The following is a 25,887-nucleotide window of genomic DNA, read 5'->3' as shown; positions in this document are numbered from 1 at the left end:
CCCATGTTTTTCCGCGCCGGCGAGTTTCTATGCTAAACTGGTTGAGTACCGACTGGCGCCGAGCGTCAGCCAGAAGGAGGAGTCCCGTGAAAGTTAATCAAGTCTCGCTGACAATCTCAGCCGTTGCGGAAAGTCAGTATCCCGCCACCGGTTATCCCGAAGTGGCATTCGTCGGGCGCAGTAATGTCGGCAAGTCGTCGCTGCTCAACCGCCTCATCGACCGCAAAAGTTTGGCCCGGACCTCCAGTGTGCCGGGCAAAACGCAGACGCTGAATTTTTATAATGTTGAAGAAGAGCTCTATTTTGTCGATGTGCCAGGGTATGGTTACGCAAAAGTGTCCAAGTCTGACCGGGCAAAATTCGCCGCGATGATCGAAGCCTACCTGACTTCCCGCAAGCAGCTGCGTGGCGTGGTCCAAATGGTCGACGCGCGCCACGAACCCTCGGCGGATGATGTCTCGATGTATCAGTATCTCAAGTATTTTCATCTGCCGGTGCTCGTGGTTGCGACGAAGATCGATAAGACCTCGCGCGCGAAGCAAAACGCCGTGATCAAGATGGTGAAGCAGGGGCTCGACCTCAACCAGACGGATCACCTGGTGCTATTTTCCGCCACCACTGGCGAAGGCAAAGATGCGGTGTGGCAGTGGCTTGAGGCCACAGCCGAGATCGGAGGGGAAAAGTAATGGATCTCAATGACTATCAGCAGCAGGCCAACAAGACACTGGCCGGCAATGAGCATGTGCTGACCAATTTATCGCTCGGGCTTGCCAGCGACTCCGGCCAGCTGATCGACCTGGTGCAAAAGTACACGTTCCAGGGGCAAGACCTCGACCGCGATGCCTTGATGGATCGCATGGGGGATGTGCTGTGGTACCTGTCCCAGATCGCGCTGTGGGCCGATATCCCGTTTGACGATGTGGCGAAGGCCAACTTGGCAACTCTCAAAGCGCGCTACCCACAACAAAAACGTTGATCAAGAGTCGTCTACTGAAGTGCGCCATACTTCGGTGGGCGACTTTTTTTGCCAGTTTGCAGATACGCAAGTTGTATGCCGGCCGTTATATTGACGCGCCCAGGGGCCTGCCTCATAATGAACGGGATGTGCCTTATCAATTTCTTAATGATTGGATAGGCAGTCGGAGGGTGTGCGGGTGTGGGTTACACCACGTCGAGAAAGTGATTTGCCCGATACATAGATTGTTGGAGGAAAGATAATGGATAACGCAACACGATTTTGCCCGAACTGTGGGACCAAGATTCCGGCCGATGCCGACTTTTGCTCAAACTGCGGCGCCGACTTGCGCGCTTTAGCCGCAACGATGCCGGCTTCGCCAAAAACAGGGCCGACTTCACCCAAAGAGGACTCAGCTTCATCCGAAACAGACGCAGTTTCGCCAAACATGGGCGCAGCTCAAACTGGGCGTTCTAAGCCGGGCAATCCACAGACGGGCACTGCGGCGCAGGCCACGCAGGCTCAGCATCAAGCTGCCCGTGCAGCGACCAGCGCAAATGGCCAGACACGCAGCGGCCAAACCGCTCGCGTCGGGCAGGTGACGGCCGGGGCCGCCGCGCCGAAGCGGCCGCTGAAAACGGGAACCAAGGTGCTGCTGGGCGCGGCGGCGGTCGTGATCATCGCCGGCGTCGGTTTTGGGCTCTGGGGCAAGAGCTATTACGCACGCGACAAGCAACTCGACCGGGCCATGGCCGCGATGAGCAAAGGCGATGCGGCAACGACCGCAGCTTATCTGACGTCCGATGATCCGGCGCTGAAGCTCACCAAGTCCTCCGTCAAGCCGCTGATGGCTTATCTGAAGGCACACAAGGAGCTGTTGCAACAGATCAAATCGGCGAACTTGCAAACTGCAAGCAGTTCGAATTTTAGCTTCACCCAAAGGGGCAAGCAGCTACTGATTTTCCCAGCCTACAAGTTCAAGATCAAGGCCGCGTACCCGACTGTTGAGACCAATCAAAAGGGGCAGACGGTCACGGTGCAAGGGGTCAAAGGCGTGGGCTTCACGGGCAAGGCTGAAGACGGGAAAAAAGTCGGGCCGCTGGTGCCGGGTGAGTACCACTTCGAGTCAACGGCGACGGTTTCCGGCCAAAAAGCCAGTGCAAGCGCCACGGCGGATCTGGTCAACAACCTGAATTCGGAAGTGGATCTCAGCATTCAGACGGTCAACGTCACGGTCGACGGGTATCCGGGGGCCGAGGTGCATGTCGATGGCAAACCAATTGGCACGATCGGCGATGATGGCTACCTGCGCCTGACTAATTTTCCAGTCACCAGCAGCACGAAGCTGACCGAGCTCTACACGGCAGATGGCAACACGGTCGAATCGCGCGCGATCAACCTCGCCGAAAACGATGGCTACGAGCTTCAGGTCGCGTATCCAGGGGTGATCAGCCACGACAATGCGGCCGATCTGATCTCGACGATCTGGGAATACGACTGCGACTCGCTGGCCAATTATCCCGACGACGCCGACAGCGAGCTAGAAGAGCTGTACGGCTCGTTCACGGATGGCGCCAGCAACAAGTACGCCAAGAGCCTCGTCGCCATGGTGTCTGGTTACGCGACAACCGATGGGCTGGACAGCACCAGTATTGAAACGGACTTCAAGCACATCTACCCGCTGGCGGAAAATAAGGCGCAGGCGATCTTCAACGTCACATATACCTTCTATACGGATGGCCAAACGCACATCCAGGCGTTCCAGTACAAGGGGGAGATCGACAAGACGGATAACGGTGACTTCAAGCTGGTGAGCTATGACCTGGTCAAGAAGCTGGAAGATAAGAAGGAAGATTGATGTTGGTGTGTCTTTTCGTGTGAAAACCGCTCGCTGAAAACTGTTTTCTGGTAGAATTGACCCATAGTTCTGAGAGACGGGCGCTTGCCCAGCCATTATTTTTCCTTATTCGCTCTCAAGGAGGAGACGCATATGCTCACATGTCCTAATTGCGGGAAGTTGATTCCCGCCGATTCAAAGTTCTGTACGTACTGCGGTTATCAATTGACCGAGGCCGATCGCCAGCAGAATGCCGCGCCGGCCGATACGCAGCCAGCCGCATCTGAAACGGCGGCGCAGGCACCGACAGCGGACACGCCAACCAATGCCGCAGCCGAGGAAGCTGGCGCGAGCGCAGATCAGGCGCAAGCGGATGCTGGTCAGGCGGATGCTGCGCAGGCCACGGACCAGACCGCCGCACCAGAGCAGCCTGCCCAAGGCCCAGCTCAGCCGCAGTATCAGCAGGCGCCTGCTCAGCCAAATCCAACCGCTGAAAAAGCCAAGGCGTTCACCAAGGGCTACTGGGCATTTCTGGTCAGCTCCCTGAAGCACCCATACACGCTGAAAGATCAGTTCCATAAATATTTCGGGTTCACCACGTTGATCGTGGAATCGTTGTTCATGGCCTTAGCGGTGTTGGTCGTTGAGCACAGCTACTTGGGCGCGACCACCAGCGCGTTTGATCAGATTGCGGGCACGAACAGCACGTCTTCGCTGTCGTTTGCCGTCTTCTTCCAAGGCTGGATCATGTTCTTGGCGATCTTGTTCGTGATCGCCAGTGTCGCTTATCTGACAAGCTACGCCGTATTGGGCGATCGGCGCCTCGGCTATCTGGACTCGCTGACCCAGTTCGCACATTTCTCCAACCTCGCTGTTTTCGGCGCCGTTTTGTCCTTCTTGGTGGCCCTGATCGCCGGGACCTCCACGAACATGGTCGGCTTTGCAATGACGCTGCTTGTGATCTCGCTTGCGCTGGGCTTCATGGCCTTCACGGTGACGATCTTCAAATCCGAGAACAACACCAATCTGGATCGCGTGTACGCGTATCTGATCGGCACGGTCATCTTGAGCGTCGCACTGTGGATCCTCTTTGCGATCTTCAAGCAGCTGTTCATGTCACAGCTGAGCTCCATGACCTCGAACCTGTTGCATTTCTAAGTCGCATCTAACCGCATTCTAAAATCATGATCGATCACGCCGATTCGGTGAGCTTCTGGCTCACTGGATTGGCGCTTTTTTGGCCAAAAAAACTGCCATCTCGAAAGGGGAGACAGCAGGTTTTGAGCTTGCGGCGTTCAGTTTTTGCGCCGTTTAGATTTTGTTTTCTTCGGTTGGCTGGTCTGTAGGGTCGGTCGGCGTTGGTTTTTGCGCCGCGTTGTCCGCATCGGCTACAGCCTTTAATGCCTTGGCTTTGGCGGCCAGTTCGGCTTGCTTTTTTGGATCGGCGCCAGTCGCAACATCCGGCATGGTGGCAAACTTGTCGAACAAGTTGCCCCAATCAGTTTTATTTTCACGTGTCAGTCCCATGGCGGTGCTCCTTTTCGTTTGGCTTGTTGGCGTTAGTATAGCACGCCAGCCGAGGCGAGGCAAAAAACGCATTAGCGTGAATATTTGTATATTTTTCAAATTTTACGAATGCCTTGATGACAGCGATTGGTCGTCGTTGACGAATTTTATCTGCATAAAATGTCAAAAGTTTGCGAATAAGCGTTGCATATTTATTTTTCCGTGTGTATAGTATGCCTCATAGAACTTCGCCGGTGCATGGCGGATGGGGGCATTAGAATGAAGAAAAAATGGATGCGGTGGTTGACCGCACTGCTCGTCTTGCTCAGTTTCCTGGGCTTTAGCGGCATCAATCACGTACAAGCGGCTGACGACAGCCTGCAAAAAGTGAAAGATAAGGGCGTGCTCGTTATGGGCACGAGCCCGGATTATCCACCATATGAATTTTTGGTGAATGATGGCGGCAAAAATACAACGGTTGGGATCGATATCTCGATCGCCAAGCAGATCGCCAAAGACATGGGCGTCAAGCTCCAGATCAAGTCGATGGACTTTGACTTGCTCTTGGTCGGCCTGCAGACGGGCAAGGTCGACATGGTCATTTCTGCGATGACCCCGACCAGCGAGCGGAAGCAGAGTGTTGATTTTTCCGAGCTCTACTACACCGCGGAGCAAAGCATCATTGTCAATAAGGCGGATGCCAAGCTCTACAAGGACAAGGACAGCTTCGTCGGCAAAAAGATCGGTGTTCAGACCGGTTCCTTGCAGGCGGATCTCGCCAAGGAGCAAATGAGCTCCTCGCCGCAGCTTGGCCTGGCCAAGTACACGGACCTGGTGCTGGCGCTGAAGTCGCATAAGGTCGAAGGCATCGTTGCCGAGGAGCCTGTCGCACTGGCGTATGTCCAGCATGATCCAGACCTCGCGCTGATCAACGGCAAGTTCACCTTGGATCCTTCTGAAAATGGTCAGGCGATCGGCTTTGCCAAAGGGGCCACGAGCCTGGTTGCCGCGGCAAACAAGTCGATCGACAAGATCAAGAAGAAGGGGCTGATCAAGCAGTATATGACCGAAGCCGCCGACAAAATGACCACGAATACCACCGACACCTCGATGATCCATTACTGGAAGTATTTTGCCAAAGGGATCGGCTACACACTGTTGATCACCGCGATCTCCGTCGTCATCGGCGTGATCTTGGGGACATTACTGGCACTGATGCGGCTGGGCAAAAACAAGCTGCTTCACGCCTTGGCTGTGGCCTACATCGAATTCGTGCGTGGGACGCCACTGATGATTCAAGTGATGTTCGTCTACTTCGGCCTTGGCATCTTCCTTGATATTCCGGCGCTGCTGGCAGGCATCATCGCCGTTGCGCTGAACTCCGGCGCGTATGTCGCCGAGATCATCCGGTCTGGGATCGAAAGTATTCCAGTTGGTCAGACCGAAGCCGCACGTTCATTGGGCCTTTCCCAAAAGCAAACGATGCAAAGTGTCGTTTTCCCGCAGGCCCTCAAGAACATCTGGCCAGCGCTTGGCAATGAATTTATTTCCCTGATCAAGGAAAGCTCCATTGTTTCCATCATCGGGGTCACAGACCTGATCTATCAGCTCAAAGTGGTGCAGACCGCGACTTACAAAGGCGTGCAGCCAATCATCGTCGCCATGGTCATCTACTTTGTCCTGACATTCGGCCTGTCGAAGATCTTAGGTTACTTTGAAAAGAGGATGAAGCATGACGAAGCCACTCATTGAAATCGACCACTTGGTCAAAAAATTCGGTGACAACACCGTTTTGAATGATATTTCCGAAACCATCAACCAGGGCGATGTCATTGTTGTGATCGGGGCGTCCGGCGGCGGCAAGTCTACCTTCCTGCGCAGCCTCAACCTGCTGAACAAGCCGACAAGCGGCAAGATCGCGTTTGAAGGCACCGACATCACTGGCCTGTCTGAAAAAGAGCTCGACCAGGTCCGGGAAAAAATGGGCATGGTGTTCCAGCAGTTCAACCTTTTTCCCAACATGACTGTGCTTGAGAACATCAAGCTCGCGCCGATGAAGGTGAAAAACGCGACCGACGCCGAGGCCACTGCGCAGGCGCTTGCGCTGCTCAAGCAGGTCGGCCTCGAAGACAAGGCCGAGGCTTACCCAGCCAGCTTGTCCGGTGGGCAAATGCAGCGTGTCGCCATCGCCCGCGCGCTGGCCATGTCGCCCGATGTGATGCTGTTCGACGAGCCGACCTCCGCCTTGGATCCAGAAATGGTCGGCGAAGTGCTGAAGGTCATGCAAGACCTCGCCAAGTCCGGCATGACGATGATCGTGGTCACGCACGAAATGGGCTTTGCCCACGAAGTCGCCGACCAGGTCTGGTTCATGGACCAAGGTGTGATCGCTGAAAAAGGGACCCCGGAGCAGATCTTCTCCGCACCAAAAGAGGAGCGGACCAAGGACTTCCTGAGTAAGGTGCTCGCACAGTAACGCTGAGTTGTCCGGCATGCACAGAAATGGTTACCCAAGAAAGCCTGACGCAGAGTCCCATCAGTGGGTGGGTCTGCGTCAGACTTTTTTCTGGAGAGTGGCTCAAAAAAATTTTTTTCGCGCAAACAAATAGCCATGCATTCGGAAAATGAATGCGTGGCTATTTTGTTAGCGCAGGTTTATTTTGCATCGACTGATGCGCCAGCGTCGCCGTGGCGATGGGTGCCGCTGGTGAGTAATGGCTCGAAGGCCTTCACTTGATCGGCTTCCGTTACCGCCACCACGATCTCAGTCGCCCGGGCACTGCCGCGGACGCTCACCAGATCCATCGTCGCAAGGAGTGTGTCTGGATCGACCGCATCGCCGATCTGAACGACAACATTGAACGGCCGGCCGCCCAGCGCAGCGGTGTCCAAGCCCATGTGCACCAATACGTCGACGCCGGTCGTCATTTTGAGCGTGAGCGCCTCGCGCTTGTTGGCGATGCTCGTCACGGTGCCGACGACAGGGGAGAAAACTTTATTTGAGGCGGGCCGAACGGCAAATCCGGCGAGAGCCTTGAATGGGTCCGCGGCCAGCTCAGCAAGCGGCGTCACGGGGCCGTCCGCTGGGAGATAGAGATAGTCGAAGGAGCGCGCGGTGTTCGACGTCTCGACGACAGGCGTGACGGGTGCGGCTGGTTCCGGGGCCGCCTGATGATGGCCAAAACCTAATTTCTGCAGAAAGCCGCCAAAACCCCCGCTCGGTTTTTCGGGCTGAGAAAGGGCGGTCTCAAACGCAGCCGCAAATTCTGCGACGTCCTCGCCGATCACGACCTGAAACTGTTTACCAGCAGAAAATAGGGACTGCACCGATGGAATCGCGTTGATGCCGGGACGGCTCGCCTGCAGGTCATCCTTAATGGTAAAGCTCATCCGGGTGGCAAAATGTGTCTGTGACACGAGGTTGCTCGGCCCGCCGAGTTCTTTCAAGAGATCGGCGGCATCCGCATCATACTTGCCCATCATAATTCCTCCTCGCATGAATTGACCACAACTAAATTAATAACAATAATGTAAACTCTTTCGTGGCCAAATGCAAGCATGTTTGCGGATACAAGAACGGGCCGGGTGGTTGGGGTGGGCGCCTCTACCCCAGCACAAATAGCCGTCCAACTGGTGAGAATCGGGGCTGTGGGGTTGCCATTACATAATAGAAGAAAAATTTTCTGCACTCACGCAGACCAGACGTTTCGAAGCGGATGCGCCGAGGGTGGGTGCGCGCGGACCCCGGCAATTCTTTCGCCATGCTGATGCAGGCCGCTCGTTATTTGGCGGTAGCCGCCGCGCCGGTCAGGGTCGATCAAGATCACCACGATATCGGTCGCCCGCCCACTATTTTTCACCTGCGACAGGTCCATTTCCGCGAGCAGGCGCGTGGGGGTGACACTGTCGCCGACCTCGACCGCGATGGCAAACGGGGTGCCGGCGAGTTCGACGGTATCCAGCCCCATGTGTACCATCACCTCAAGACCATTGCTCATGCGCAGGCGTAGCGCGTGCTTGCTTGAAAATACAGACAGGACGGTGCCAATCAGTGGGGCGAAAATGTGGCCGCTGACGGGATGCACGGCGAACCCCTGACCCACGAGCTCCGCCGAAAATACCTGGTCGGCCACCTCACTCAGTGGTACGACGGCGCCATCTGCCGGCGCGTAAAGAAAGTCGAGGTCGGTTGCCCCAGCCGTCGAAAGGGATGGACCAGGCGCAGCGGACCGGCGCTGTGGTAGGCGCCGCGTTCTCGCCTCGCGCCACCACGTCTTAACGCGATCGAGAAGCTGAATCAGTTTGGCGCGTGCATGCGGAAAGAAAGGCAGGTGCGTTCTTGATTCCTTGCGATTGCTCTGAATTCCCGAAACGGCCACCAGATCCTGATAGAAGTCTGCGCACCCATTCTTTATCAGCAGCTGAAATTGCCCGGCATCCGTGATCAAGCCTCGCACGGCAGCGTTTTGTTCGATTGCCTGTTTATCCGCGAGCGCTTCATTTTTCAACACAAAGCGAAGCCGCGTGGCGCAGCGTGTGACGGATGCAACGTTGTCGCGGCCGCCAAGTGCATGTAGCAGTTGTTTAGCGGCAGCCGAAAATGTCCCCATGGTCGCGTTCCCCCTTGATCAAAACCAGGCCACCAAAATTGCGCCTATAGTCTAAACGCACTTTTTCGAATCTGGCAAGTTTTCGGCGATTTATCAGTTTATCGATATTTGTTCGCCTGCAAGTAATATTTCGCGGCGCCTCTGGGTGGCTCACCGCGAGCTTTGCCCCGAGCCGAATGCTTGCAGAAGGGGCATTGCTTGGTTACAATGAGTTGTGAACAATTGTTCGCTGCAGAAAGGGGCATTTCAATGGCATCCGAGCATATCGAACACAAACTGGCGCTGCTGCCTGATGCGCCGGGCAGTTACCAAATGAAGGATATCAATGGCAAGATCATTTATGTCGGCAAGGCCAAGAATCTGAAAAATCGGGTCCGCTCGTATTTCAAGAGTAGTCACGACGGCAAGACGGCCAAGCTGGTCTCCCAGATCGCCGATTTCGATTACATTGTGACCTCAAGTGACAAGGAAGCCTTTTTGCTAGAGATCACGCTGATTCAAAAGTGGCAGCCGTATTACAACATCCGGCTGAAAAAGGGCACCGGTTATCCGTATATTAAGATCACGAATGAACGCGATCCAAAGATGTTGATCACCGGCGATGTCAAAAAAGATGGCGCGTATTATTTTGGCCCGTATCCCAACATCTATGCCGCCGAAGAGACGATGCACTTTTTGCAAAAAGTGTATCCGCTGCGGCGCTGCAATGGGTTCCAAGGGCGGCCGTGTCTGTATTACCACATGGGTCAGTGCCTTGGCGCGTGCTGGCGCACGGTTCCTGAGGAAGAGTACGCCAAACAGATCCGCAAGATTCGCAGTTTTTTGGACGGCAACACCGCGAAAGTGAAAACGATGCTGACGCGGCAGATGAATGAGGCCGCGCATTTGTTGCAATTCAAGCGGGCCGCTGAGATTCGCGATCAACTGCATTACATCGAAGTGACCGTCGAGAAGCAGAAGATCATTTCAAATGATAAGACGCAGCGGGATATTTTTAATTTTTACATGGATAAAGGCTGGCTGAGCATCCAGGTGTTTTTCATTCGTCAAGCGCGGTTGATGAAACGCGAGTCCCGGCTGTTTCCGGTGGCGAGCTCGACCGAGGATGAATTCGAGTCGTTCATTCTGCAGTTCTACGATCGTAAAAACAATGTGAAGCCCAAGGAAGTGCTGGTCCCAGAAGGCATGAACAACGCGGTGCTCGAGCAGGTGCTGGGCATTCCGGTGCGCACCCCTCAGCGCGGCGAAAAACGGGCCTTGATGGAACTCGCGGCGAAAAATGCGCGTATCAAACTCGAGGAAAAATTCCGCCTGCTGGAACTCGACAATCGCACCACGGTCGGCGCGCAAAACGAGATCTTTGAGGCGCTCGGCTTGCCGGATGGGCACGTGATCGAGGCCTTTGACCACAGTCATATCCAAGGCGCAGACCCGGTGTCGGCGATGGTGCAGTTCGTCGACGGCCAGCCGGAAAAGGGCAACTATCGCAAGTACAAATTGGCGCAGGATGACGGCGACCACAGCGCCAACGAAGACGCGAACACGCGGGAAGTCATTCGGCGCCGGTACACGAGGCTGCTCAAGGAACACGCGCCGTTGCCGGATCTGATCTTGATGGATGGTGGCGACATCGAAATGAACGCGGTCAAAGACGTGCTGGAAAACGAGCTGAACCTGTTCATTCCGGTGGCGGGGATGGTGAAAAACGACAAGCACCGAACGGCGGGGCTGCTGTATGGGGAGCATGATGAACCAATTGCCTTGGATCCGCAGTCGCAGGGCTTTTACCTGTTGACACGTATTCAAGATGAGGTGCATCGCTTCGCCATCACGTTCCATCGTCAGCTGCGCAATAAGAATTCGTTGGCGAGTCGCCTGGAGACGATTCAGGGTGTGGGGCCAAAAACGCGGACGAAGCTGTTGCGGCAGTTCAAAACGGTCAATCACATCAAAGAAGCCAGCGTTGAGGACCTCCAGGCGCTGGGCATCAGTAAGCAAGTCGCCCAGGCGATCAAAGTCTCGCTCCAGTAACTTGTTTGCGACTATCAATAGAATACGCGGTGGCTCAGAAAAGTGACTGGGCCGCCGCGTATTTTTGTGCAAAAAAATTGAAAGCGCCTACTTGACAAAAATAAATAGTCGGATCTATACTTCACTTACTAAAAGTTTAGAAGCTCGCACCTGGCGGCAGGCATGTCATTGATCTGCCAGGCAAAAGCGACGAACGGCCGGCTCCTTTGCGGCTCGCAACCATTGATGGTGTTCTAGATCAGACATTAGGGAGCATGGGCTGCCTCCTACCATCAATGCACGTGAGTCGGGAAGTCCGGAGTACTAAGCCAGCGGCCGGGGTACATACCGCGCGATGGTAATTGAATAGTGATGAGACGGGGTTCTTTCCTGTACCCAAGGGGAAGGGGGAGAACCGCGCCGCTCCAGCACCAAACAGGCTGGCGAAAAATTTGGGTCTCGGCGGCCTGTTTGTTGTACTTATTTTCCAAATCAGGCGTGACTCGCCAGCTTTAGGCCCACGATGCCGATCAACAACAGTGCCACAAAGAACCACGTGGCAGGCGTCAGTCGGTCGCCGAACCACAGGACGCCGATGAGCACCGCTCCCACTGCGCCAATGCCCGTCCAGATCGGGTAAGCCAGCGACAGGGGCAGCGTGCGTGTCGCATGGGCGAGCAGCAGAAAACTCGCAATCATCCCGAGCACCGTGAGCACCGAGAAGCGCAACACGGAAAAGCACTGACTGAGCTTGAGCATCGTTGCCCAGAAACATTCGAATAATCCCGCTAAAATCAATGTGAACCAAGCCATTGTATTTCCTCCTCTTGGCATCGCCGAAAACGCCGCCGAGCAGCGATGCACGCCGCGATTTTTCGCAAAAAAATAGCATCAGCACCTTCCCATTTAGCCTAAGGGAAGGCGCTGATGCTGACTATCCGGCGATAGTTTATCTGTGATGCTGTTATCTTATCATGGAAGCGCCGTCAGGACAACCCTGTTTTAGTCGTCGCTTTCCGGCGTGACCGGAACTGGCGGAATATCGAGGGGCACGTCTTGTGGCAAGACTTTGGACAGCAGGACCTCATCGTGAAGCGGAATGTCGTCCATGCCGACTAGCGGAATCTCGGGCTTGCGTTGGCGCGCCATGTCCAGGGAGCCACGCAAGATCTTGGCCATGCGATACCCTTGGCGCTGGAAAAAGCCGAGCGCCTGCATGTTATCATTCATGATCGAGACCATCATCTTCGTTTCGCCGAGTCCGCGGGCCATGTCTTCTGCCAGGGCCAGGAGCTCTTTGCCGATGCCGCGGCCGTTGCGAATTGAGTTCAGTGAGACGACGGCCATCGCATTACCGTGCACGGCGTAGGTGAGGAGGCCGACCACTTGCCCGTCTTCCAGCGCGACCAACCCGTTGAGGTCGTCGAAATGATAGTCGCCTGCCGAGATGATCAGGCTGTCGGACCCCCAGTGCTCAATAAAGTATGCCTTTGCTTCCGCTTCATGGGCGCCCATTGCGTCGTATTCGATCTCTGCCATTTCAGATCCCTTTCCTTAATAAAGTCATAACGATAGTATACCCGTCTGGCTGGGAAGAAAACAGTCAGAAGTCTCGCGTGTCATCGCGAATTGGCCGGCTGGTGAAAATCGTGACGCGGCGCCTGCAGAAATGGCAGGCAAACTGCCTTACGCGACGCTGCCCACTATCGGCAAAACCGCGTCACGCGACGCTGCCAGACGCTGGCAAAACCGCGTCAACTCAGCTTGCAAGCCAAATCGCAACGAGTTTTCACAAACGCTCGTATAATCATAAGAAGAGGGGGGATTCCGATGGATGTACGCACAGATCGGCGCTGGTGGGCGCTGACGGCGCTGGGCTTTTTCGCTTTCATGACGAATCTGGACAGTTCGGTGGTGAATATCGCGGTGCCGGTGATGGCCAAGAGCCTGAACGTGCCGGCCAGCCAAATGGTGTGGGCGACTTCGATCTATCTGATCGTGGTCAGTGCCCTGCTCCTGCCATTTGGAAAAATGGGGGATCTGATCGGCAAACCGCGTATTTTTAAATGGGGGACGGCGGTCTTCATCCTCGGCTCGGTGATGGCGGGCATCAACTTGGGCTTTTATTTCCTGCTGGCGGCGCGCGTGGTCCAGGCAACTGGCGCAGCAATGACGTTGGCGAATACGTATGGCATCGTGACCGCGAGCTTTGAGGCCAAGGAACGCGGGCGGGCGATGGGCTTTGTCGGCACCTTTGTCGCGCTGGGCGCGGTGGCGGGGCCCAGTGTCGGCGGGTTGGTGTTGGCCGTGGCGAGCTGGCCGGTGATCTTCTGGCTGAATGTCCCGTTTGGCCTGATCGCGCTGGCGCTTGCGGTGTGGGCGATGGGCAATGGGGCAGCGGTTGGCGCGGCCGCGGCCAAAGCGCTTGACTGGCTGGGCATTTTGACCCAGGCCATCGCGATCGCCGCGGGATTTTGGGGCCTTAATTTGAGTCAATCGCGCGGGTTTTCGTCGCCGATCGTGCTCACCCTCCTGTTAGTGGCAGGCGCCGCGTTGATTCTTTTCCTGCTGACGGAGCGCGTGCACCCGGGGCCGCTTCTGCCGCTGACGATCTTCAAGAACCGGCTGTTTTCACTCGGAGTGCTGGCGGTTTTTCTAGTATTCATGGTGCAATTTTTCACCACCGTGCTGATGCCATTTTACCTAGAAGATGCGCGCGGACTTGGACCAGGTGGGGCGGGAGCGCTCCTGACGCTGTATCCGTTGATGATGACGCTGGCGGCACCGCTAGGCGGCTGGCTCGCGGATCGGTTCAACGCGGCGGGAGTGGCGCTGATCGGGGCAGCCCTGATCGCTGGCGGCAGCGCCGGGTATCTGCTGGTCGACGCCGCCTCGCCATTATGGCGGTTCGCTGCGGTCGTGATCGTCTTGGGCCTCGGCAGCGGGATCTTCCAATCCCCGATCGGCGACTTAGTGATGTCGGTCGTGCCGAAAAATGAGTTGGGGATTGCCGGCAGTTTCAACGCGCTGGCGCGGAATTTAGGCATGGTGGCAGGAACCAGTGTCGCGTCGACCATTTTGTTTGCGCGCATGTCCGCGGTGGCGGGGCGGCGCATCGTGACGTTTCCGAACGCGCAGCCTGGGTGGTTCATCGCCGGCATGCACACCGCAATGCTGGTCGCAGCCGCATTGGCGCTGATTGCCGTGGTGGTGCTAGCGAAAATGGTGCCGTTGTGGCAGGCACGCGGGGCAGTGCCAGGAGGTGACTCGAACGCCGACTCGGCTCACAAGCTCGCAAATTCTTAATCAAAACAAAGAGGCAGGCTGTCTCGTCGCGCAACTACTGCGAGCGACGAAGCATCCTGCCTCTTTTTTTTGTAACCAAACTTATTTTACGACCAAACTTATGCTTCTTTTGCCACTGGCCGCCAGATGCCAAGAATCAAGCCGGCGATCACGGCGCCGATCACCAGCGCGCCGATGAAGCCCAGTGGGTTGTTCGTCAAAAGCAAGGTGACGATCCCGCCGTGGGGAGCCGGGACATTGACGTGCCAAAGTTGCGTCAGGCCGCCCGCGATGGCGGAGCCGATGACGGAACTGCCGATGATATGCAGCGGATCCGTTGCGGCGAATGGAATCGCGCCTTCAGTGATGAAGGTCAGGCCCAGTACATAATTGGAAAGACCCGCGCTGCGTTCCTGTTCGGTGAATTTTGCCGGGAAGAAGGTGGAGGCCAAGGCGATGGCCAGCGGCGGAATCATGCCGCCAATCATGACCGCGGCCATCCAGCGGCCATCCCCAAGCGTGGTTCCGGTTGAGGAAGACTGGAAAACGCCGATGGCAAAGGTGTAGGCCGCCTTGTTGAAGGGGCCGCCCATGTCGATGCTCATCATTGCCGCCAAGATCACGCCGAGAATGACGGCGTTGCCGGTGCCCATGCTTTCAAGCCAGGAGATCAGCGCGCCGTTGATGGCCGCGAAGATCGGGTTGACGATGAAGTACATGATGGTGCCGATCAAAAACAGGCCGAGGACTGGGTAAAACAGAATCGTTTTGAGGCCATCGAGGGATTTTGGTGTGTTGGCGAGCAGTTTTTTCAGCCCGATGATCAACCAGCCAGCGGTAAAGCCAGCCACCAGGCCCCCAAGGAACCCGGCTGCGTTTTGCCCGTGCAGAATCGAAGCGGTGGCTTGGGTGGCCATCATCCCACCGACGAACCCGGGCATCAACGCCGGCCGGTCGCCGATCGAGACCGCGATGTAAGCCGCCAGCACCGGGACGAGCAGGTTGAAGGCGTAATTGCCGACGCTGTTGGTGAAGGTGAAGGCCAGTGATTTGGCGCCGAGCCAGTTTTCGAAGATGAAGGAAACGGCCATGATGATGCCGCCGCCGACAACGAATGGCAACATGTTGGACACGCCATTCATCAGGTCCTGGTAGATGCGGTTCCAAACGGATTTCTTGGTGCCGTCATCGGCTGGTGCAGCGGCACCGTCGCCGGCCGCCTGATAGATCGCGCCTTTTTCGTCGAGGGTCTCTTGAATGAGTTCCTGCGGCTTCTTGATGCCATCGATCACGGGGCGGTTGATCAGATGCTTGCCCGCGAATCGATCCATGTCGACTTTTTTGTCGGCTGCGATGATGACGCCGACCGCATTTTGGATGTCGGCCTGGCTCAAGTGATGCTTGACGCCTTCTGAGCCGTTGGTCTCGACCTTGATCGCGACGCCCATTTTCTCGGCTGTCTCTTTCAGTGCGGCCTCGGCCATGTAAGTATGCGCGATACCGGTCGGGCAGGCGGTCACCGCGACGATGTATGGCTTAGTGTCGGTCGTTGCGGTTGGCTGAACGATGGTGCCACTGGTGGTTGCCTGGGCCGCGGCTTCTTCCGCCTGCTCTTTGGCTTCCTTGGCGTCTTTGGCGGCCTGGGCCGCGCCGAACAGCTGCTGGACGTCATCCGGCGTCTTGGCCTGTTTCAGCTGGGCGATCAGCGCGGGGTCGATCAACAGGGAGGACAGGGCGGATAGCGCCTGCAGATGCACGTTGTTGGCGCCTTCTGGAGCGGCGATCATGAAAAACAGGTAGACTGGCTGGCCATCCAGCGAGTTGAAGTCGATGCCGGCGTCACTTTTTGCAAAAAGGACCGTGGCGCGGGTGACCGCCTTGTCCTTGGCGTGCGGCATCGCGATGCCATCCCCGATGCCGGTCGTGGATTCGGCTTCACGCTTCAAAATATCACTGCGGTATAGCTCTTTGTCGTTGATCACCCCGACTTCGGCGTAGCGGTCGACCATTTCGTCGATCGCGGCTTCCTTTGTCGTTGCCTTGAGGTCCATGATCATCGCATCTTTTAACAGTAAGTCTCGAATGTCCATTTTCCTTTTACACTTCCTTCACAGTCACAGTTGCTAAAACGTCATCGATTTTTTCCCGGGTGGCTAGGTCCTGGCTGTACGCCGTGGCCGAGCCGCAAGCCAGCGCGGTCTTGAACGCCTCAAGTGGGGTCGCGCCTGCTGTGAGGCGGCCGGTGAAGCCTGCTAGCATTGAATCGCCGGCGCCCACCGAATTGATCACTTGCTGGGGCCTTGTGTTGCCGTGATACGCGCGGTCCGCCTCGATGAGCAGCGCGCCTTTGCCGGCCATGGAGACCAGCACGTGCTGCGCGCCGAGGGTCAAGAGCTTGCGGCCCGCTACCACCGTCGCCTCAATGCTCGGGTAAGGGGCATCGTCAAAGAGCGCGGCCAGTTCGTGATGATTGGGTTTGACCACGAGCGGATGATCGGCCAAGGTATCCAGCAACGCTTGGCCAGTCGTGTCGATCACGAATTCGGCCTGCGCGGCGTGAATGGCGGGAATCAGGTCGCGGTAAAAACTGGCGGGTAGGTCCGGCGGGAGACTGCCTGCCATCACCACGACATCGCCTGGCTGCAGGCGCTCGGTCAACGCAGTGATGAAGGCGCGCTGTTCGTCGTCTGTGATGCGCGGGCCAGGGGCGTTGAGTTCCGTTTCACTTTCCGCCCGCAATTTCACATTGATGCGGGTGTCGGCTGCGATCGGGGTAAAATCGCAGGGCAGGTCATCGGCCTTCAGGGCATTTTTGATAAAGTCGCCGGTGAAGCCACCGAGAAAACCCAGTGCGACTGTGGGCACGGCCAGCGCCTGCAAGATTCGTGAGACGTTGATGCCCTTGCCACCAGGGAGCTTGGTGGTTTCGGTCAACCGGTTCACGCGGCCCAGAAAAAGCTGGTCGCTGGTGACCACATAGTCGATCGAGGGGTTAAGTGTGATCGAGTAGATCAATTTGAGACCTCCTGAATGTTTTTGAATTCTTGATACGATGCGGCAAGCGTCTGCAGTGGCGTCGTCAAGATCGCAACCCGCGTGAGCTTGGCAATTTTTGCAAAGCTCACCTGGCCGAACTTGGTGGGGTCGGCCAGCACATAAGCCGAACGCGCTTGGTCGAGCGCCGTTTGTTTGACGTGCGCCTCCTCTTCGTCCGGGGTGGTGATGCCGTATTTCGGGTGAATGCCATTGGCGCCGATGAACGCGAAGTCAAAATGCATCGACTCCAATGCGATCACGGTCGCGGCGCCCACCGCAGCTTTGGTGGCGGACTTGATGCGCCCGCCCAGCATGATCGCGGTGATGTGATAATCCGCCAGCGCGCTGGCATTGTCGACGCCGGTGGTGACCACCGTGACGTCCTTGCCGGCAAGGAGCGGAATCAGCTGCGCAGTCGTGGTGCCTGCATCGAGAAAAACGGTGCTGTGGGCGGTGACCAGCGCGGCCGCCGCCTTGGCGATCGCCTGTTTTTCGGCCAGAGCCTGGGTGGCTTTTTCCTGCACGCTTGGCTCTGGGGCGCTGGAAGCCACGCGCTCGGCGCCGCCATGGACGCGGCGGAGCTGGCCCGCGGCTTCGAGCTCGGCCAGGTCGCGGCGAATCGTGGATTCGCTGGCGCCCAGTGCCTGAATGAGGTCCTGGGATTTGACGATCGGCTGGCGTTGCAGCAGATCGAGAATATAGCGCTGTCTTTCTTCTGTAAGCATTTTCTTCACCTCACAATTGTCATTATACGCAGGGTTCGTTCAAATGCAATCTATTTCGTTCAAAAACATTCAGAAAATTGGCAAGGCCGTTCAAAACCGGTCAGGGGCCTCCGCAAAATGTGACACCAGGACGCGTTTTTAATGAAAAAAGAGGGAAGCACTTTCATTGGTCTGGTCCAATGTGGTACCCTAGACGATGAAAGGGGAGACATCACATGGGAAAACTCGGCGTATCTGTTTATCCAGAACGTTCTACTTATGACAAAGACGCAGCGTACCTTGAACTCGCTGCAAAATACGGCTTCAAGCGCGTCTTCACCTCGCTGCTTGAGATCAAAGGCAACAAAGACGAGGTCGTGGCCGGCTTCAAAAAAGTGATCGACAAGGCCAACGAGCTTGGCATGGAGGTCATGGTCGACATCAACCCGGCGCTGTTTGAACAGCTCGGCGTCACCTATGACAACCTGAAGTTCTTCAAGGACCTCGGGGCATGGGGCGTGCGGCTTGACCTTGGGTTCACCGGGGCGGAAGAGGCCAAGATGACCCGCAATCCATACGGGATCAAGATCGAAGTGAATATGTCTCAAGGAACGCATTATATCGACAACATCATGGCGTTTTCGCCAAACCGCGAGAACCTGCTGGGGTCCCATAACTTCTATCCGCATCAGTTCTCCGGCTTGGGCCAGACATTTTTCGAACAGGCGACGGCGCTGTTCACCCAGTACAACTTGAACACCGCGGCGTTCATCAATTCGCACAACGCCACGTTTGGCCCGTGGCCGACGCAAGATGGGCTGTGCTCGCTTGAGAGCCATCGCGACTTGCCGATCGCCACGCAGGTCAAGCATTACGTCTTGATGGATACCATCAACGATCTGATTATCGGCAATGCCTATGCCAGCGAGGCGGAATTGAAGGCGGCGCGCGATGCGTTTGTTGCCGACTACCCGGTTGTTCGGGTCGTGCCGGCTGCCGACATTACGCCACTGGAGCATGAAGTCCTCTTCGATAACGATCACAACTATCGCGGGGACCGCAGCGAGTACATCCTGCGTAGCACCCAGACGCGTGTGAAGTATGCCGATCGCGATTTTCCGGCCCACAACACCGTCGACATTCAGCGCGGCGATGTGCTGATCGACAATGTCGGCTTCGGCCAGTACAAGGGCGAGACTCAGATCGCGCTGAAGGCCATGCCAAATAGCGGCCGCGTCAATGTCGTTGGCAAAATTCATCCGGAAGAACTGTTCCTGCTGGACTACCTCAAGCCATGGAGCGGGTTCCGTCTGGCGGATGCCACGAAGGACTAACGCAGCCCGTTTTGATCGGGCACGTAGTTAACTAAATAGATTGCTTTTCGGCCCTGCGTGGATGACAATCAAGTCAAACACGGAGGGCTATTTCTATGGAAGAAAAAAACGGACGCACCTCATTTTTCGATGGCGGGCTCTTGAGCTACATCGGGTGGTCGCTGCTGGGCGGGCTGGTCACGATCGTCACCCTGGGAATCTGTTACCCTTGGGCGCTGTGCATGCTTTACGGCTGGAAGATCAATCACACAGTCGTCGAGGGGCACCGGCTCCATTTTTCCGGCAGCGCGGTCGGCCTGTTTGGCAATTGGATCAAATGGCTGCTCCTGACGATCATCACCCTTGGCATCTACGGTTTCTGGGTGTTCATCAAGCTGGAGGACTGGAAGGTCAGCCACACGAGCTTCATCGACTAACCACGACGCAAACGGTCATTCAAAAAAAGAATGGCCGTTTTTGCTTGCCCTTTTTAGTGTACTATGTATAATAGTACACGTAAGACACGGGGAAGGAGGCCCACCGATGGACGATCAGCAATTCAGTCATCTCGCGTACTACGAGCGACTGGTCCTAGATGTCAAACAACAGATCACCACAGGCATTTTGCGCCCCGGCGACAAATTGCCGTCGGTCCGCGAAATGGCGCAGCAAGTCAAACTCAATCCCAACACGGTCGCCAAGGCGTATAAACAGCTGGAGGCGGATCATGTGGTCGAAATGCGGCCGGGGCTCGGGTCATTTATCGCCGAACCCGACGACGCCGCGCAGCAGGCTGCCGCCAATGTGGTGCGGCCCAAGGTCGAGGCAGCGGTGCTCGAGGCCTGCGCCGCTGGGGTCAGTGAAGGCACGGTGCGGGGGTGGCTCGCACAGATCTATGCACGGCAAGGAGGACAAACAAATGGAATTGACCGTTGATCATTTGGGACTCGCAATCGCAGGCAAAAAGGTGCTGCAAGATGTCAGTTTTCGCTGGCAACAAGGACAAGTGCTTGGTCTGGTCGGGCGCAACGGGGTGGGTAAGACGACGTTGATGCGGACGATGACCGACCAGTATCGCGCGCAACAAGGCGGCGTTTTTCTGGATGATGCGGCGCTTTGCCACCATCCGGCCCTGCGCCAGCAGCTCCTTTACATAGACCCCGCCAACTTATTTTTCAAGCGCAACACGTTGGCGCAGATCAGCCGCTATTTTGCGGAGACATATGAGCAGTTTGATGCCGGCCGGTTTGCCCGGTTGGCTGCCGACCACGATCTAGCGATGGGCAAGCAGTATGGCGAGTTATCCAAGGGGTACCAGGCCCTGGTCGTGATGGCACTGGACCTGGCGAGCAACGTGCCGTTTGTTTGCCTGGACGAGCCGTTTGATGGGCTGGATCTGTTTATCCGCGAGGCAATCGTGAAAAATGTGATCGCAGCCGTCGCCAATGAGGGCCGCAGCTTTTTGATCGCGTCCCATGACTTGCGCGAGCTGGATGGGCTGGCGGACCGCGTGCTGTTTTTACGGAACGGAACGATCAGCCACGATTACGAGTTGGAGTCGCTGCGCGAAAAAGCGGTGAAGTTGCAGCTGGTGTTCAAGGACGCCGAGATTCCGCAGGTGGTGCGGGTCCACGGCCAGATCTTGAACGTGCGCGGGCGGGTGCTGGAGGTCCTGTTCAAGGATTACGACCCGGTCGTCGAGGCGGCGGTCAAGGCGGCCGAACCGGTTCTGGCTGCGCCGCTGCCACTTGAGCTGTCGGATCTGTTCCGCAGCGAATACCAAGACAATGAAGGGGAGCGGGTCCATGGGTAAGATGATGAAAGTGATGTTCCGGCGCCATCGTCCGGTGCTGCTCTTGTTGTTGGGCGTGATGTTGGTGATTTGGGGCGTGTCGTTTGCCGAGGCCGTCAGCAGTTACCATCAGGCTGACCGGTTCACCCCGATCACAGTCGCCGAGTACAAGCGGGACAATCCCGGTGTGACGACGGCCGAGGCGAAACGTGAGATTCCGAAGATGCGCAAAGAAGCCCTGCGCTATTACCCGCAAAGCACCATCGACAAATTGGGCTGGGCGCCTACTGGTAATTTTCTGCAATCCGTCGACCCAGTCTGGCTGATCGCGGTGGTCGTGGTTGGCCTGATCTGCACCGGATGGGACAGCTTGAGTGGGTTTGACCGCTTCCTGTTTGGCCTGGGCCGACGCAAGGACGCGTACTGGAGCCGGCTGACCGTCTATGGCGGCGGGGTCGCCCTGTTCACCTTGGTGCGGTATGCGCTGGACATGGTTGGCATGCCACTGGCCGTCGGCGCGACGTATGATGAAATGACGCTTTTTTCGGGCGTGGCGCTGATCGGGTTAAATGAGTTGTACGCGCTGAGCTGCTTTCTCTTCGCCGCGGTGGTGGCGCAACTGTTTGGAAACTTTGTGGCGATCGTCTGCGCGCCGCCGCTCCTGCTTTTGCTCGGCTTGGGGGCGTTCTCGCGCGTGGATTACTGGTTGGTCCAGCTTGGCCTCGGCGCTGGCGGCGAACGTTTCTTCCTTTATATTGTGCTGTTAGTCGTCTGCGGAATCCTACTGTGGCTGGGACAGCGCCTGTATCGCTCGCAAAGTGCGGAATTTGATGGGCACTTCCTGACGGCGCCGCATCTGTATTGGCCACTGTTTGGCTTGAGCTGGGTCGCGTCTATCTTCGCGCTGCTGGATTCGTTATCTTGGACGCGCTTGGGAGTCTTAGTGCCACTGCTGTTGTTGTTTGCCGGCATTGTGTTCGGCCTGCGCGGACGGTTGCACGGACGATTTGGGCGGTGGCTGGCGCGGCTCTAAATCATAGGGCTGAGGCTGATTGGAAAGCTGGAAGTCCTTGAGACCACGAGACGAAATTGAAGGGAACTAGGCCGTTTTGCTCAGTTCCTTTTTTTGCCGGAACGGTCTAACAGAATTGTTACAAAAATATGACAAACGGCCGCCCACGCCGGCGCTCTGGCTGGTATAATAGACCAAGAAAAGTGGCGAGCAGGTTTGATTGCAATTGCCCGCTGCATCACGTACGATGAGAACATTGTAAATTTGTTGTGCAAAAGAGGTAAAGGAGGCGCCCGATGTTCGTTGATCAAGTAACAGTCGAAGTTCAAGCCGGAAAAGGCGGGGATGGAATGGTGGCATTCCGTCATGAAAAGTTTGTGCCATTTGGTGGCCCGGCCGGCGGTGACGGCGGGCGCGGCGGCAGCATCATTCTTTATGTGGATGAGGGCTTGCGCACGCTGATGGATTTTCGCTACCAGCGGCATTTTCACGCAAAAAATGGGGGTAATGGCCAAGGCAAGCAGATGTATGGCGCGGCGGCGACGGATGTTCGGCTGGCTGTTCCGGGCGGTACCACCGTTTTTGATGCCGACACGCATGAGCAGCTCGGCGACCTCGTGAATCCGGGGGATGAAGTGGTCGTTGCGCGCGGCGGCCGTGGCGGGCGCGGCAATGTCCATTTTGTCTCGCCGAAAAACACGGCCCCTGAGATCGCCGAAAATGGCGAACCCGGCGTGCATCGCTATGTTACGCTGGAGCTCAAGGTGCTGGCCGATGTTGGGCTGGTCGGCTTCCCATCTGTCGGCAAGTCGACCCTGTTGTCCGTGGTGACCTCCGCGAAGCCCAAAATTGCGGCCTATCAGTTCACCACCCTGGTGCCAAACCTGGGCATGGTGCAACTCGACGACGGGTCCGATTTTGTGATGGCCGACTTGCCGGGACTGATCGAAGGGGCGTCCAATGGCGTTGGGCTGGGTTTCCAGTTCCTGCGTCACGTGGAGCGGACCCGCGTGATCTTGCACCTGGTCGAAATGGATCCCGATAACGGGCGTGACCCGTTGACCGATTACCAACAGATCCGCCAAGAATTGAGCACGTATGATGACACGATTCTCGAGCGGCCGCAGCTGGTCGTCGCCACGAAAATGGATCTGCCAGGTGCAGCGGAGCGGTTTGCCGAGTTCAAGGCGGGCCTGCTCAAGGATGGCGTGCCGGAAGATCACATTTACCAGATCTCCAGCATCACCCATGATGGCGTGGCGCAGCTGATGCAAGACACCGCCACGGCGCTGCAGAACGCGCCAGCCCTGCAGCCGAAGTCCAAGGCCGTCCCGGCGGATTACGTGTTCCAGCAAGACGAAGACAAGATCGAGATCACTCGCGACGAATACGGGACCTTCATCTTGTCGGGCAAGAAGCTTGAAAAAATGTACCAAATGGCCAATCTGGATCACGACGATTCGGCGCTGCGTTTCGCACGTCAATTGCGGAACCTTGGCGTTGACGATGCGCTGCGGGAAGCGGGGGCCAAATCCGGCGACCTTGTGGCGATCGATGATTTTACATTTGAATTCGTGGAGTAAGGGCGTTTGTCTTTGTGATTTTTGGAGTTGAGGATGGTGGCGCATGGCAACTAACACAAACGCAATTCGCAACAAGCCCAAGCGGCGTTACATCAGAGGGTTCGACGGCCTGCGCACGCTTGGGGTGATCGGTGTCATTTTGTATCATTTAAGGCCGGATCTTTTTCGCGGCGGCTATCTCGGCGTGCCGATCTTCATGGTGGTCTCCGGGTATCTGATCACGGATGGCCTCCTGATGGAATACGGCCGCACGCATCGCATCGACCTCAAGCTATTTTTCACCAAGCGCATCAAGCGGCTGTATCCGGGGTTGATCGCGGTGCTGTTTGCCACCAGTGCGTATATCGTGTTGTTCCAGCAAAATCTCTTGCACAACTTGCATCTGATGGTGGCCACGAACCTCGCGTATGTGTATAACTGGTGGCAGATCTTGAATGGCCAGTCCTATTTTGCCCGGTACGCAGATGGGGAGTCGCCGTTCACGCATTTGTGGACGCTGTCGATCGAGGGGCAGTTCTACCTCGTCTGGCCGTTTCTGGTGCTGGCGATGCTGTATCTGATCAAGCATCGCGAGCAGATCTTCAATGTCGTGTTCGTGCTGGCGGTGGTGTCCGGCGTCTGGATGTTTGTGCTGTATCACAACACAGCCAGTGGCGCGAACTTTGATCCTAGCCGCTTGTATTACGGCACGGATACGCGCGTGTTCTCCATTTTGCTCGGGGCGGCGCTGGCGTTCTTGTGGCCCAGCGCAAAACTCTCGGAGTCGATGCCCACGACCAGTCGGCTGTTTTTGGACGGGGTGGGCACAGTCTCGCTGGCTGGCATGCTGGTGATGGTGTTTTTCGTCGATTCCCAAAGTGCGTTTTTGTACGAAGGGGGGATGTTCCTGTTTTCCCTTCTGACGATGATGCTGGTCGCGGTGGTCGCGCATCCGGCCGCGCATTTTGACCGGCTGCTGTCCAATCCGGTGTTCAGTTACATCGGCAGTCGCAGTTATGGCATTTATCTCTACCAGTTCCCGGTCATGATCTTCTTTGAGAGCCGCTTCCGCGATGTCGCCGATCATCCGGTGCTGTATCCGGTGATCGAAGTGGCGATCATCCTGGCGCTGACGGAGCTGTCGTATCGCTTCATCGAGCAGCCGATCGCGCATTTTGATTTTCGGCAGACTGGCGCCTACCTCAAGGCCCTGGTCACGCCGTCTGGCAAAATGCGGATCAGCCGTCGGGTCGTGTCCTACCTGGCCTTGATCATCCTGGCAGTCGGCCTCGTCGGTGTCGCCAAGGCGCCTGGGGCAAAAGACACCGCGGACGACTCCCCGCTGGCGCGTCAGCTGAAGAAAAATAAGGCGGACGAAAAACAAAAGGCCAAGGAGCTGGCTGCGGCGCGCTCAAGCATCGCGGCGGCCCGCTCTGAGTCCGAGTCGATCGCCAAGGATAAATCGGCCTCGATCTCGGTTTCTCAGTCGCAAAGTCGCGCGGAGGAATCTAAGGCGGCCGAGCATCCCGTGAACCAGGACCTGCAGGCATATGGCTTGACCCAGGTGCAATTGCAGCGCGCACAGACGATCGGCATCACCGGTATCGGCGATTCGGTCATGCTGGATGGGAAACCGATTCTCCAACGTATTTTTCCAAAAGCCTTCATCGACGCGACAGTTTCGCGGCAAATGGTCGATTCGATCGGTACCGTCAAGCATTACGCGGCAACCGGGGCCCTGGCGAACATCGTGCTGATCGGCCTGGGCACCAACGGCCCATTCTCCACGGCGCAGTTCGACGATATGGTGCAGGCAATCGGTAAGGACCATCAAGTCTTCTGGATCAACGTGCACGTGCCGACGCGGACCTGGCAAAACGACGTCAACTCAACGCTGGCCAGCGAGGCGAAAAAGTACCCGAACCTGACCGTGATCGACTGGTACGACTACGCCAAGAGTCACCGCGACTGGTTCTACGATGATCTAGTCCACATGAATCCAACAGGCAACCCGTACTACGCAAGCTTGATCGCCAAGGCGATACTCGCAAAATAGGAAGCGGGACGCGAAAAGCCGCACCGGCAGAAATGCTGGCGCGGCTTTTTTTGGAAATTTGTCAAATGGTGTTGGTTTTATGTTTTAAGCTTTTATGGGTCTCCTCTTTTGAGGGGGCTTTTTGTTATCTTAAGGGCTTAGAGGGCTTAGAGGGCTTAGAGGGCTTAGAGGGCTTAGAGGGCTTAGAGGGCTTAGAGGGCTTCGGGGCT

The 25,887-nt window shown here is 56.7% G+C and carries 23 protein-coding genes; 15 read left to right on the top strand and 8 right to left on the bottom strand.

Going from position 1 to position 25,887, the window contains the following annotated elements:
* The first annotated feature begins 86 nt into the window (after nucleotides 1-86).
* The 4 genes from yihA to EKM95_RS06740 all read left to right on the top strand — a co-directional run bounded on the left by yihA (nucleotide 87) and on the right by EKM95_RS06740 (nucleotide 3,950).
* Entirely contained in the window at nucleotides 87-686 is a 600-nt protein-coding gene (gene yihA, locus EKM95_RS06755) for a ribosome biogenesis GTP-binding protein YihA/YsxC (RefSeq protein WP_125697084.1), read from the top strand.
* On the top strand, nucleotides 686-976 hold the full coding sequence (locus EKM95_RS06750) for a nucleoside triphosphate pyrophosphohydrolase family protein (RefSeq protein WP_125697083.1): 291 nt from the start codon (nucleotides 686-688) through the stop codon (nucleotides 974-976). The genes yihA and EKM95_RS06750 overlap by 1 nt, the downstream gene beginning before the upstream one ends.
* A gap of 241 nt (nucleotides 977-1,217) precedes the next feature.
* The gene (locus EKM95_RS06745; protein ID WP_125697082.1) at nucleotides 1,218-2,813 is read left to right on the top strand and encodes a zinc ribbon domain-containing protein; all 1,596 of its coding nucleotides are present in this window, start codon (nucleotides 1,218-1,220) and stop codon (nucleotides 2,811-2,813) included.
* Between the two features lie 132 nt (nucleotides 2,814-2,945).
* A complete protein-coding gene (locus EKM95_RS06740; protein WP_125697081.1) occupies nucleotides 2,946-3,950 on the top strand; it encodes a zinc ribbon domain-containing protein in 1,005 nt (334 codons plus the stop codon).
* A gap of 153 nt (nucleotides 3,951-4,103) precedes the next feature.
* On the opposite strand, the gene EKM95_RS06735 is transcribed toward EKM95_RS06740, so the two are convergent.
* Nucleotides 4,104-4,319: an SPJ_0845 family protein gene (locus tag EKM95_RS06735; RefSeq protein WP_125697080.1), complete on the bottom strand. Its 216-nt coding sequence runs from the start codon at nucleotides 4,317-4,319 to the stop codon at nucleotides 4,104-4,106.
* 258 nt (nucleotides 4,320-4,577) lie between these two features.
* Between EKM95_RS06735 and EKM95_RS06730 the strand changes: the two genes are divergently transcribed.
* Nucleotides 4,578-6,050, top strand: a complete 1,473-nt coding sequence (locus EKM95_RS06730; RefSeq protein WP_164510115.1) for an ABC transporter substrate-binding protein/permease — start codon at nucleotides 4,578-4,580, stop codon at nucleotides 6,048-6,050.
* Nucleotides 6,031-6,774, top strand: a complete 744-nt coding sequence (locus tag EKM95_RS06725) for an amino acid ABC transporter ATP-binding protein (protein ID WP_125697079.1) — start codon at nucleotides 6,031-6,033, stop codon at nucleotides 6,772-6,774. The genes EKM95_RS06730 and EKM95_RS06725 overlap by 20 nt, the downstream gene beginning before the upstream one ends.
* Nucleotides 6,775-6,953: 179 nt before the next feature.
* Here EKM95_RS06725 and EKM95_RS06720 read toward each other — a convergent pair whose 3' ends face one another.
* Together EKM95_RS06720 and EKM95_RS06715 are read right to left on the bottom strand one after the other, a co-directional pair.
* Entirely contained in the window at nucleotides 6,954-7,778 is an 825-nt protein-coding gene (locus EKM95_RS06720; RefSeq protein ID WP_164510114.1) for a PTS glucose transporter subunit IIA, read from the bottom strand.
* Between the two features lie 209 nt (nucleotides 7,779-7,987).
* Nucleotides 7,988-8,908: a glucose PTS transporter subunit IIA gene (locus EKM95_RS06715; RefSeq protein ID WP_125697077.1), complete on the bottom strand. Its 921-nt coding sequence runs from the start codon at nucleotides 8,906-8,908 to the stop codon at nucleotides 7,988-7,990.
* A 249-nt stretch (nucleotides 8,909-9,157) separates the two neighbouring features.
* On the opposite strand from EKM95_RS06715, the gene uvrC reads away from it, so the two are divergent.
* A complete protein-coding gene (gene uvrC / locus EKM95_RS06710) occupies nucleotides 9,158-10,939 on the top strand; it encodes an excinuclease ABC subunit UvrC (protein ID WP_125697076.1) in 1,782 nt (593 codons plus the stop codon).
* A 471-nt stretch (nucleotides 10,940-11,410) separates the two neighbouring features.
* Here uvrC and EKM95_RS06705 read toward each other — a convergent pair whose 3' ends face one another.
* The gene (locus EKM95_RS06705) at nucleotides 11,411-11,731 is read right to left on the bottom strand and encodes a DMT family transporter (RefSeq protein WP_125697075.1); all 321 of its coding nucleotides are present in this window, start codon (nucleotides 11,729-11,731) and stop codon (nucleotides 11,411-11,413) included.
* A 189-nt stretch (nucleotides 11,732-11,920) separates the two neighbouring features.
* A complete protein-coding gene (locus tag EKM95_RS06700) occupies nucleotides 11,921-12,457 on the bottom strand; it encodes a GNAT family N-acetyltransferase (protein ID WP_125697074.1) in 537 nt (178 codons plus the stop codon).
* A gap of 291 nt (nucleotides 12,458-12,748) precedes the next feature.
* Here EKM95_RS06700 and EKM95_RS06695 point away from each other — a divergent pair, with 291 nt between their 5' ends.
* Nucleotides 12,749-14,224: an MFS transporter gene (locus EKM95_RS06695; RefSeq protein ID WP_125697073.1), complete on the top strand. Its 1,476-nt coding sequence runs from the start codon at nucleotides 12,749-12,751 to the stop codon at nucleotides 14,222-14,224.
* Nucleotides 14,225-14,322: 98 nt separating this feature from the next.
* On the opposite strand, the gene EKM95_RS06690 is transcribed toward EKM95_RS06695, so the two are convergent.
* The 3 genes from EKM95_RS06690 to EKM95_RS06680 are packed head-to-tail and all read right to left on the bottom strand — an operon-like array spanning nucleotide 14,323 to nucleotide 17,964.
* Nucleotides 14,323-16,293, bottom strand: coding sequence for a PTS fructose transporter subunit IIABC (locus EKM95_RS06690; protein ID WP_125697072.1), 1,971 nt, complete (start codon nucleotides 16,291-16,293; stop codon nucleotides 14,323-14,325).
* Nucleotides 16,294-16,300: 7 nt separating this feature from the next.
* Nucleotides 16,301-17,218 carry a 1-phosphofructokinase gene (gene pfkB, locus EKM95_RS06685; protein WP_125697071.1) on the bottom strand — a complete coding sequence of 306 codons (918 nt, stop codon included), beginning with the start codon at nucleotides 17,216-17,218 and terminating at the stop codon, nucleotides 16,301-16,303.
* The gene (locus EKM95_RS06680; protein WP_125697070.1) at nucleotides 17,215-17,964 is read right to left on the bottom strand and encodes a DeoR/GlpR family DNA-binding transcription regulator; all 750 of its coding nucleotides are present in this window, start codon (nucleotides 17,962-17,964) and stop codon (nucleotides 17,215-17,217) included. The genes pfkB and EKM95_RS06680 overlap by 4 nt, the downstream gene beginning before the upstream one ends.
* 215 nt (nucleotides 17,965-18,179) lie before the next feature.
* On the opposite strand from EKM95_RS06680, the gene EKM95_RS06675 reads away from it, so the two are divergent.
* From EKM95_RS06675 to EKM95_RS06645, 7 genes are all read left to right on the top strand, one after another.
* Nucleotides 18,180-19,277: a DUF871 domain-containing protein gene (locus tag EKM95_RS06675; RefSeq protein ID WP_125697069.1), complete on the top strand. Its 1,098-nt coding sequence runs from the start codon at nucleotides 18,180-18,182 to the stop codon at nucleotides 19,275-19,277.
* A gap of 95 nt (nucleotides 19,278-19,372) precedes the next feature.
* Nucleotides 19,373-19,693: a DUF898 family protein gene (locus EKM95_RS06670; protein WP_125697068.1), complete on the top strand. Its 321-nt coding sequence runs from the start codon at nucleotides 19,373-19,375 to the stop codon at nucleotides 19,691-19,693.
* 106 nt (nucleotides 19,694-19,799) lie between these two features.
* Entirely contained in the window at nucleotides 19,800-20,192 is a 393-nt protein-coding gene (locus EKM95_RS06665; protein ID WP_125697067.1) for a GntR family transcriptional regulator, read from the top strand.
* A complete protein-coding gene (locus EKM95_RS06660; protein ID WP_125697066.1) occupies nucleotides 20,176-21,069 on the top strand; it encodes an ATP-binding cassette domain-containing protein in 894 nt (297 codons plus the stop codon). The genes EKM95_RS06665 and EKM95_RS06660 overlap by 17 nt, the downstream gene beginning before the upstream one ends.
* Complete coding sequence (locus EKM95_RS06655) at nucleotides 21,062-22,081, top strand: hypothetical protein (RefSeq protein ID WP_125697065.1); 1,020 nt, start codon at nucleotides 21,062-21,064, stop codon at nucleotides 22,079-22,081. The genes EKM95_RS06660 and EKM95_RS06655 overlap by 8 nt, the downstream gene beginning before the upstream one ends.
* Nucleotides 22,082-22,356: 275 nt before the next feature.
* Nucleotides 22,357-23,643: a GTPase ObgE gene (obgE, locus tag EKM95_RS06650; protein WP_125697064.1), complete on the top strand. Its 1,287-nt coding sequence runs from the start codon at nucleotides 22,357-22,359 to the stop codon at nucleotides 23,641-23,643.
* A 43-nt stretch (nucleotides 23,644-23,686) separates the two neighbouring features.
* Nucleotides 23,687-25,678, top strand: a complete 1,992-nt coding sequence (locus tag EKM95_RS06645; RefSeq protein WP_125697063.1) for an acyltransferase family protein — start codon at nucleotides 23,687-23,689, stop codon at nucleotides 25,676-25,678.
* Nucleotides 25,679-25,887: the final 209 nt, after the last annotated feature.

Source organism: Lacticaseibacillus yichunensis, from assembly GCF_003946405.1.
Lineage (GTDB): Bacteria > Bacillota > Bacilli > Lactobacillales > Lactobacillaceae > Lacticaseibacillus > Lacticaseibacillus yichunensis.
This window is presented reverse-complemented; position numbering and strand designations above follow the sequence as displayed.